The organism is uncultured Spongiibacter sp. (assembly GCF_964011655.1).
In the GTDB taxonomy this organism is placed as follows: Bacteria; Pseudomonadota; Gammaproteobacteria; order Pseudomonadales; family Spongiibacteraceae; genus Spongiibacter; species Spongiibacter marinus.
Window position 1 is genome coordinate 36,337 of the sequence record NZ_CAXGPO010000024.1, and the last position, 8,520, is coordinate 44,856.

Consider the following 8,520-nt stretch of genomic DNA (forward strand, 5'->3'; position numbering starts at 1 on the left):
TCCCAGCCAACTGGTTACTCGGCGTAGGTCTCATTGAGATAGTCGATAATGTCTGCCGACTCAAACATCGCTACCCCCGTGTTGGGGTCAACCAGGTACGGCACCTGACTGCGACCGGTTAGCCCCCGCAAACGCAGCCGGTTGTCACTGGTTATTGGCGCATCGGGGAAGAATTTTTCGCGCACGATCGGCGGCCCCATTTCCTGCCAACGGGACTTGGCGAAATTACGCAGGCGGTAAGGGATCTCCAACTCGCTTAAACGCTCCCTGACCAAACGCGCGTAGGGGCTGGACTCAAAGCTATACAACTCCAGCGGCTCAGCGGGCGCTGTGGACTCCGCCGCATACATACCGCGTGGTTTTGGCGATGATCGCAATGCCGTTGCCGCCAGCGACGACAACATATCCACCTGACGCAATACTCCCCGCGAGGCGCGGCGGCGACCACCACCATACTGATGGTAGAGATAGTCGATGATCTCTGCAGACTCCAGTAGCACCACATCATTGTTGGGGTCGACCAGCAGCGGGAACTGGCTGGCACCGCTCAAGTCGATCGCGGTGCCACGAAAGCGCATGCCGCCTTTCGGGCAAGGGTAGATCATCGCATCCAGGTCCAGCTCACACAGTACTTCCCGAACGAGCCGACAGAATGGACAGCCCTCATAATCGTAGAGCTCAAGTAATTTTTCCGGCTTGCCCGGGGTCGATGCAAAGGCGGCGGTGCCGCGCCAGGCACGACTGGAACTGGCAAAAACAGATGTCGCGATATCGAGCGCTTTCATGACGGCTTCCTCATAAAATTTGCCCGCTACCCTAGCACAGAATGCCTACAGGAAGGCGACACAACTAACGCGCTTTGCGACGCTTGCCCTTACCGGCTTTACCGCTTTCTTCACCCGGCAACTGCGCCTCTAACCACAATAAGGTATCGAGGTAGCCAACAAACTGCTTCAGGTAGGCCGGCGAGCGTTCGCGCATATTGGTCAACGAGCGAATAGCCAGCATTTGCGGGTTGAGAGGGCCGGGGTCTTGAGGGGCGTTTTGAATGGCCTGATCGATGCGCTGCTCGATATCCTGATGGCGCTGGCGGCTGCGCAATTGGCGCAATGCGCGCAGCTCTTTTGGTGGCTCGCTGGTCGCCTTATCGGATGCATGGCTCTGGGAAGCGCCCAACAGCGAAAATTCCTGCTGGCGGAGCAAGGCACTGATCGGCGAACTTGCTTCGTCGCTGGCGGCGTCATCCGGGGTGTCTCGGTTTAGCTGTGCTTGCAGAGCCCGCAGAGCTGAAGCAGCGCCACTGCGACGAGTCGCCAATTGCTGGCGGTGAGTCGCCAGCACACCAGCCAGTCGGCTCGGCTGCTCGCTGAATTGCTCACAGTCGCGCCGGTAATCGGCAAGCATTGATGCCGCGCGGCGCAATAGTGGCGCCTGCACTGACGGTCGCTGCTGTTGCGCCTTCTCCAACAGACTTTCCACGCCGCGCAGGCGCGGTGGGTCGAACTGAGGGCACTGCCCTTGCAGCGTCGCCAGCGTTGCCTGCAATTCAGCCAGTGGCGTACCGGGAGCGGGAGTCACTTCGCCTCCTGCTTCACGCGGGGGACGGGCGCCATTTCCACGCGGCGGTTTTGGGCGCGACCATCTTCGCTATTATTGGCAGCCACCGGTTGCTGGTCGCCAAAGGCGGCGGCAAACACGCTGTCGGCGGGCATGCCTTCGTCGATCAACGCGCGGGTAACCGTTAGCGCTCGCTGCGCAGACAGCTCCCAGTTGTCAGAGAACTGTAAGTTGCCCTGCTGAATGGGCAGGTCGTCGGTGAAGCCGCTCACCATCAGCAGTTGATCATTTTCCTGCACAAACAATTTGAGCGGCGGGATCAGGCTGCGCAGCAGTTCTCGGCCTTCTTGCTGGAGTTCCGCCGAGTTCAGCGAAAACAACACACTGCCGCTTATGCCAATGCGGCCATCGCGCAGGGTCACCCGACCACTGGCCAAGGGCGCAGCAAGCGCCTCTTCCAGCACGGCGCGGCGCTGTTGCTCCACCTCCCGTTGAGCGACTTCTTTTTCCAGGCTTTTCGCCAGCTCCAGCTGAAAACCCAGCGCCCAAATGAGCAGCAGCACGAACACGCCCACCATGCCGGTCATCAGGTCGCCAAAGATCGCCCAGATTGGCGGCTCCTGGCTCAAGCCGTCATCAAGTTCGCGACTCACGCCTCGGCCCCTTCGGCGTTCATATTCAGTTCAAGCTGCTCGGCACTGTCGGTAAGGGCTTGCAGGCGCGCCAAAATATCCTGATGGGTGAGCAGGTTGTGGTCGATAATCTCCCGCGCCTGGGCAACGTAGTAACTCATTTGCTCATCGCTGCGCTCGCCGCTTTCCTTGAGGGTTTGTTCGACACTGGCCAGCGCCGCCAGCAGTTCGCCGTTACTGTCACCAAACTGCTGCACCGCGGCGGCAAAGGTGTCGCCCACGCCGGACAATTCCAGCGCGCTACCCGCCAGTTGATCGCCAAGCTCGGCCAGCTGACCGGCGCGCTGCTCAATGCTGTCACCCAAACGCTCACCCAACTGCTTGAGAGTATCGCCGCTGTTAGCGAGCAACTGCTCAACCGCTTCGCGCTGCGCCTGACTGTTGTCGCGCAGGCCATCGGTCAAACTGGCCAGCTCCGACATTAACTCACGGCGCTCATCGAGCAGGCTGTTATCGCGTTCAATGTTCTTGGTAATTTCGCCGCGCAATTGCTCCATCAACTCAGCCGCAACGCGGGGCGCCTCCGACGCGGATTCGATCAGATTGGCCAGCGGCGCCTCTAATGAATTGCCCAGTTCAGCCAATTGCGTCGCCACGGCGGCTTGCAAGGTTTCCAGTCGGCTCACGGCGGCATCGCCGCGCTGCGCTTCCTCGTCGCGTAGCTGTTGCAATTGACCTTGCAGGGCATCGATCAGTGCACTGCTGCGCTCTGCCACATTTTCTTGCCAGCGCTGCTCCGCGGCCTGTTGCTGGCTCAGTTGCTCGGCAATGGCTGCCTGCAGCGTTTCCAAACGGCTCACCGCAGCGTCGCCGCGCTGCCCTTCTTCATCACGCAGCTGTTGCAACTGGCCCTGCAGGGCATCGATCAGCTGCGTGCTTCGCGCCGCCACACTTTCCTGCCAGCGCTGCTCAGCCGCTTGCTGTTCTTCAAGTTGCTGGCGCTGCTGCTCCAATAACTGTTGGTTGACGCTGTTCAACGCCGCATTGCGGGTTTCGGCATCCTCGCCCAAGGAGCGGGCCACCGCCGACAACATGGTTTCGGCATTGGCAAAGGCCGCCTGCCACTGCTGTAAGCGCTCGGCTTCGGCATCGCGCTGGGCCTGCAGCGCCTCGGCACTGCGCTGGGCGGCATCGTCCAGCAGCTGGCGACTGTCGCGGGCCATCTGCTCGGCGCTACTGCTGAGGCTTTGACCCACCGCATCGGCCAATTCGCGATTGGCGCGCTGCTGATTTTCCAGGCCCTTTTGCCAGGTGCTATCAATGGTGGCCGCGCTTTGTTCAAGCTGGCTAGACATCGCTTCAAGGCGCGCATTGGCGGCCTCGTCAAACTGTTGGTGGCGCTGCTGTAGGTCGCGCTCCAACCCTGCCAGCAGCGCCTCTACAACCGGCTTGATAGTTTCGCCAGCCTGACGACCGCTGTCCGCCAAACTGCGATTGAGTGACTCGGCCACCGCATTGGCCAGTGATTGAAAATCCTGTTGCACGCTCTGCTGAAACTGCTGCTGGTTGTCGAGCAATTGCTGGCTGAGCTGCTCGCCCATCGCACCGAGGCGCTCACTCAGTGCCGTGAGCTGGCTGGCAACGGTGGGCAGCGCATCGGCTTGTTGTTGCAGGGCGGAATAGGTTTGTTGGCGCTGATGACTGAGAGAGTAATTACGGAAGCGGCTGTCGCGCTGTTGATCCAACTCGCGGGATACGTCAATACGCTCCCGGCGGCTGAGCGTAGCGATAAAACCCAGCATCGCCGATGCCGCCACACCGGCCACAGAGGTACCAAAGGCCATGCCCAGACCCTTGATCGGTGTGGTCAAGCCGTCGCGAATAGCGCTTAGCTCGGTGCTACCCTCCAGCGCCTGTACGGCGCCGCTCAGGGTTTCGACCATACCGACGAAGGTGCCCATCAAACCCAGCATGACCAGCAGGCCAACCAGATAGGGCGTGAGCACAGGTACCGGCAGCCCTACGCATTCCCCTTCGATACGCTGACGCACCGGGTTGCGCAGCGACGCGGGCAAGGCATCCAACCAACTATTCAGCTCCACATCGCCGCCCTGCTCTAGGGCCGCGTGCAGCGCGCCAGTGGCCTGCTGATAGCGCAGCAATTCAGCCCCGCCGGTAAAGTAGGCCAGCGCAATGAGTAACATCACTACCGATGCCAGCAAGTGGCCGGCGGCAACAGCCACCCCCATCCACAGAATAACCAGCGCGCCAAGAATAAAGGCAGCCAGGGAAAGCAATCGTGTCATGGAGTGTCCTCGTGTTCGGAGTCCAGGGCTTCCAATAGACCCTGTAGCGGCTGCAGGCGCAGCGCGAGTTCAGCAAGTAGCAAACTCTGCATGTCGGTATGAAATTGCCAGAGCCAGCCCCCTTCCGCGAGCCACTGCTCACTGGTAGTTGGCTGCTCGGTATCGGCATCGATGTTTTGTTGCTCACTGCGCAGCGCGAAAAAATGCTGCGCCAGTAATTTAGGTAAGGCAGAAAGTGCACGACGGCTGTATACCGCCAGCGTGCCCTCCATCATGGTATCCAGCGCGGCCAGCTGGGCCAGCGCCTCGGAGCGACCCGCCAACAGCTTGCGTAACTCGCCGCGCAAGCTGATGACCCGATGGTCAATTTCACTTTGATGCAGGGCATAAAAGCGTTGATAAGGCGCGTACCCAGCGGCATCGCTGCCAAAAGTGTCAGCGTTTGGCGAGGGTAGAATAAATCCCGCCGGACTGCTCGCCATCGCCTCCGAGTCGAGGGTGAAACTCGCGGAGATCGCCTCAATCATGTCGGCGCGGCGCGCCATAAAAAGGGCTTGGGCATCATCGCCAGCGGCTTCGCCGGTCGCTTTCACGCGTCGCAAGCCGCGCAGTGACTCCGACAGGGCAATCGCTCCGGAGAGGTCAATCAATTCGGCCAATTTGTCGGCAAAACCCGCGCGCGGCGCAGCACTCGCCGCCACACCCAAGGCATTGAGGGTATGGGCCAGTCGCGAAGGTGTCGGCGGGGCGTGCGCGGCGGCCTTGGGCATAGAATCCTAGTGCGAGTTCTCATCGAACACGATGAGCGAGTTTATTCGGGACAGGCCATTCTGCCAGCGTGACAAAATTTAGAGTGGTCACTGACGCCTGTTACAGGCCACAGCGGAACGGCGTTGCTTCTACTTTTTTGGCTATGCTTTTGCATTTTTGCGCCCCATTATCGCCATTTTACCGCCCGATTCAATACAACTGCACAAGCGATGTATTGGCTTTTCTGCCCCTTTTAGACGATTTTTTGCGCCAGACAGCCCCACGGGAATTCCGTACTATGGCGGTATTACCCGTAACGGAGCAGTCAATGAGTACCACAGCTGGCGCGAGCATTTTGTTTATTCCCCACGGCGGCGGCCCGCTGCCCCTGCTGGGCGACCCCGGCCATGCCCGGCTGTGCGCCTTTCTAACGCAAATGGGGCAAAGCCTGCCAAGGCCGCAAGCGATTGTACTGATCAGCGCGCACTGGAAGGCCGAGCAAGCCCGGATCACCAGCGCCGCTCGCCCTGAGCTGATTTACGACTACAGCGGCTTTCCGCCGGAATCTTATCAACTGATGTATCCCGCCTCAGGCCATGCGACGCTGGCTTGTGAGCTGCAGCGCGCCCTCAGCAACGAAGGGCTAATCGCTCATCTTGATGCAACGCGCGGCTTCGACCACGGTATGTTTGTGCCGCTAACGCTGATGTACCCCAATGCCGATATTCCCGTTGTGCAGCTTTCGCTGTTGAGCAGCCTCGATGGCGCCGAGCATATCGCCATGGGACGCGCCTTACGGGTATTGCGTGACCGCCGACTATTGGTGTTAGGCAGCGGCGCCACCTATCACAACCTGCAAGCCTATTTTGCCGGCACGATGGACCGCGACGCCCACCACCAGTTTGAAAACTGGCTGGCGCAACAGTGCTGCGACGAAACGCTCTCCGACGATACCCGACAAACTGCGCTTGCCCACTGGCAGCGCGCGCCGGGGGCACTTCACTGCCACCCTCGCGCGGAGCATTTAATGCCACTGCAGGTCTGCGCAGGCATGGCCCGAGGCCCCGCTCAACGGGTATTTTTTGACGAGGTCATGGGCGAACTCAGCAGCGCATTTTTGTGGCAATACTAGGGCTGGCTCACCCTCATCGCACTGCAGCTGACGGGGGCAAATGGCGCCTGTCCTTTGGATCGCCGCTAATGAACACTTGTTAATTTATTTTTATCCGCCAGCCGACTACACTGGGCCTCGCCATCGATCGCCACAACAATAAACACAGGACCCCGGCTATGCCAAAACTCAGCGACCCCCTTACGCTTCCCTGCGGCGCAACACTGCCCAACCGCTTGCTGAAATCTGCGATGACAGAGGGCCTCGCCGACGAGCACGATCACGCCACCCCTCGGCTCGCCAGACTTTACCAAGCATGGTCAGAGGGCGGCACAGGCACCCTGGTAACCGGCAACGTGATGGTCGACCACCGTTTTTTAGAGCGCCCAGGCAACGTGGTGATCGACCACAACGGCGGCGAAGAGCAGCTGAAACACTGGGCAAAAGCCGGACAGGTCGCCGGTAACCAGTTGTGGATGCAAATCAACCATCCGGGGCGACAGTGCCAAAAGGTCGTATCGCACCAGCCACTGGCCCCCTCAGATGTGGGCATTGATCTGGCCGGCATGTTCGGCAAACCCCGCCCCATGACCGAAGACGACATCGAGCGTGCAATCAGTGGCTATGCGCGCGTTGCCGGCATCGCCAAGGAAACCGGCTTTAGCGGCGTGCAGATTCACGCTGCCCACGGCTACTTGATCAGCCAATTTCTGTCGCCGCTGGCAAACCGCCGCCAGGATCAGTGGGGCGGTAGTCTCGAGAATCGCGCTCACTTCCTACTGGAGGTCATTCGCCGCAGTCGCGAGGCGGTCGGCCCCGACTTCCCGATAGCCCTGAAACTCAACTCCGCCGATTTTTCCAAGGGTGGCTTTAGCCACGACGAAAGTCTGCAAGTCGCGGCCTGGGTGTCGGAAGCCGGCATCGACTTGCTGGAGATTTCCGGAGGCACCTACGAAAAACTGGCACTGATGGGCGACCAGGAAGAAGGCGCCGCCGCCAGCCAAGCGCGGGAGGCCTATTTTTTGGACTACGCCAAAGGCATTCGCGACGTCACCTCAATACCTCTCGCAGTGACCGGCGGCTTCCGCAGCTATAACGCCATGCAAGCCGCACTGGATAGTGGCGCGATGGACGTGGTGGGCATTGCGCGGCCACTGTGCATGGAGCCCGATGTAAAACCCCTGTTGCGTGGCGAAAAACTCGGTTTTCGCGCCTGGGAAAAAGAGCTGCGCATCGGCCCCGGTTGGCTCGGCCCCAACAGCCCCAACCGCACCCTTCGCACCCTGAATTTTGGCCTGGCGACCCAGTGGTACTACCAACAAATCATCAACCTCGCCGAGGGCAAACCGCCAGTCGAAGACACCGGCCTGCTGCGCCGCGCCGCCAAGCACATGATCGGCGAACGCAAATTGGCGAAGCGCCGAGTGGCGCGGAACAGCTAGGGCGATTGCAGCCATCTACTCAGGCTGCACTGCCGACTGCGCATAGGGTTTCAAGGGCGGCTCTTCGGTCACCAGTGATAGGTCGGGGAAGCCCTGACCGCCTTCGCTGGCAAACACATCGATAAAATCGGTAAGCAGGCTTGGCGATAGCGCCGGCTCGGGCAAAAATGGCAGTAAACCACATATCTCGCCGCCGGCCCGCTCTGGACTGGCTGGCCCACCGTTGGCCAGCGCGTCGAGTACCAGCTCGTAGGTCGCACGGTCGGTCAAACCGATCGTCGCATGCTCGACGATGCGTCCCGGGCAAACATCTTGAATCAGGATATTGGCAACCCTGGGGTTGTCCTGCTGCCAATCCAACGCCGCCGTTGGCACTGGTGACACCGGCTGCACCAGCTCGTCAAACTGGGTGTAGATATTGGTGTAATCAATATCACCCGGCGTTTCATCGTCGCTATTCAGCGCCTGCATATAGTTCGACTCTTGTCCGAACTGAAAAAATACTGCCGGCATAGGCAGGCCAAGCGCTGTTAATTGCGCAAATTCCAGGCCGTGGTTAGGCGTTGCCAGAAGAATCATGTCCTCAATCTTGTCGCGCAGGCTCGGCCACCAACGCACTGCCCAGCGCGGCCCCATACCGCCCTGACTATGGCCAACAATGGATACCTTGCGCCCGGAGTCGGCAATTTGATCAATCGCATTCACCACATATTCGGCGGCAA

The 8,520-nt window shown here is 60.1% G+C and carries 7 protein-coding genes and 1 pseudogene; 2 read left to right on the forward strand and 6 right to left on the reverse strand.

Annotated elements, in window-relative coordinates; genetic code table 11:
• Positions 1–14: 14 nt before the first annotated feature.
• From ABNS66_RS11205 to ABNS66_RS11225, 5 genes are all read right to left on the reverse strand, one after another.
• On the reverse strand, positions 15–785 hold the full coding sequence (locus ABNS66_RS11205; RefSeq protein WP_286838943.1) for a glutathione S-transferase N-terminal domain-containing protein: 771 nt from the start codon (positions 783–785) through the stop codon (positions 15–17).
• Between the two features lie 64 nt (positions 786–849).
• The gene (locus tag ABNS66_RS11210) at positions 850–1,578 is read right to left on the reverse strand and encodes a DUF2894 domain-containing protein (protein WP_286838944.1); all 729 of its coding nucleotides are present in this window, start codon (positions 1,576–1,578) and stop codon (positions 850–852) included.
• On the reverse strand, positions 1,575–2,210 hold the full coding sequence (locus ABNS66_RS11215; RefSeq protein WP_204995153.1) for an OmpA family protein: 636 nt from the start codon (positions 2,208–2,210) through the stop codon (positions 1,575–1,577). Before ABNS66_RS11215 ends, ABNS66_RS11210 begins: the two co-directional genes overlap by 4 nt.
• Positions 2,207–4,495 (reverse strand): DUF802 domain-containing protein, encoded by a 2,289-nt coding sequence (locus ABNS66_RS11220; protein WP_286838946.1) that lies wholly within the window; start codon positions 4,493–4,495, stop codon positions 2,207–2,209. Before ABNS66_RS11220 ends, ABNS66_RS11215 begins: the two co-directional genes overlap by 4 nt.
• Positions 4,492–5,265: a DUF3348 family protein gene (locus tag ABNS66_RS11225; protein WP_286838947.1), complete on the reverse strand. Its 774-nt coding sequence runs from the start codon at positions 5,263–5,265 to the stop codon at positions 4,492–4,494. Before ABNS66_RS11225 ends, ABNS66_RS11220 begins: the two co-directional genes overlap by 4 nt.
• A gap of 308 nt (positions 5,266–5,573) precedes the next feature.
• Here ABNS66_RS11225 and ABNS66_RS11230 point away from each other — a divergent pair, with 308 nt between their 5' ends.
• Positions 5,574–6,377: a class III extradiol ring-cleavage dioxygenase gene (locus ABNS66_RS11230; RefSeq protein ID WP_286838948.1), complete on the forward strand. Its 804-nt coding sequence runs from the start codon at positions 5,574–5,576 to the stop codon at positions 6,375–6,377.
• 158 nt (positions 6,378–6,535) lie between these two features.
• Positions 6,536–7,798, forward strand: coding sequence for an NADH:flavin oxidoreductase/NADH oxidase family protein (locus tag ABNS66_RS11235; RefSeq protein ID WP_286838950.1), 1,263 nt, complete (start codon positions 6,536–6,538; stop codon positions 7,796–7,798).
• A gap of 15 nt (positions 7,799–7,813) precedes the next feature.
• On the opposite strand, the pseudogene ABNS66_RS11240 reads toward ABNS66_RS11235, so the two are convergent.
• Positions 7,814–8,520: pseudogene (locus ABNS66_RS11240) on the reverse strand (hypothetical protein); the annotation flags it as partial.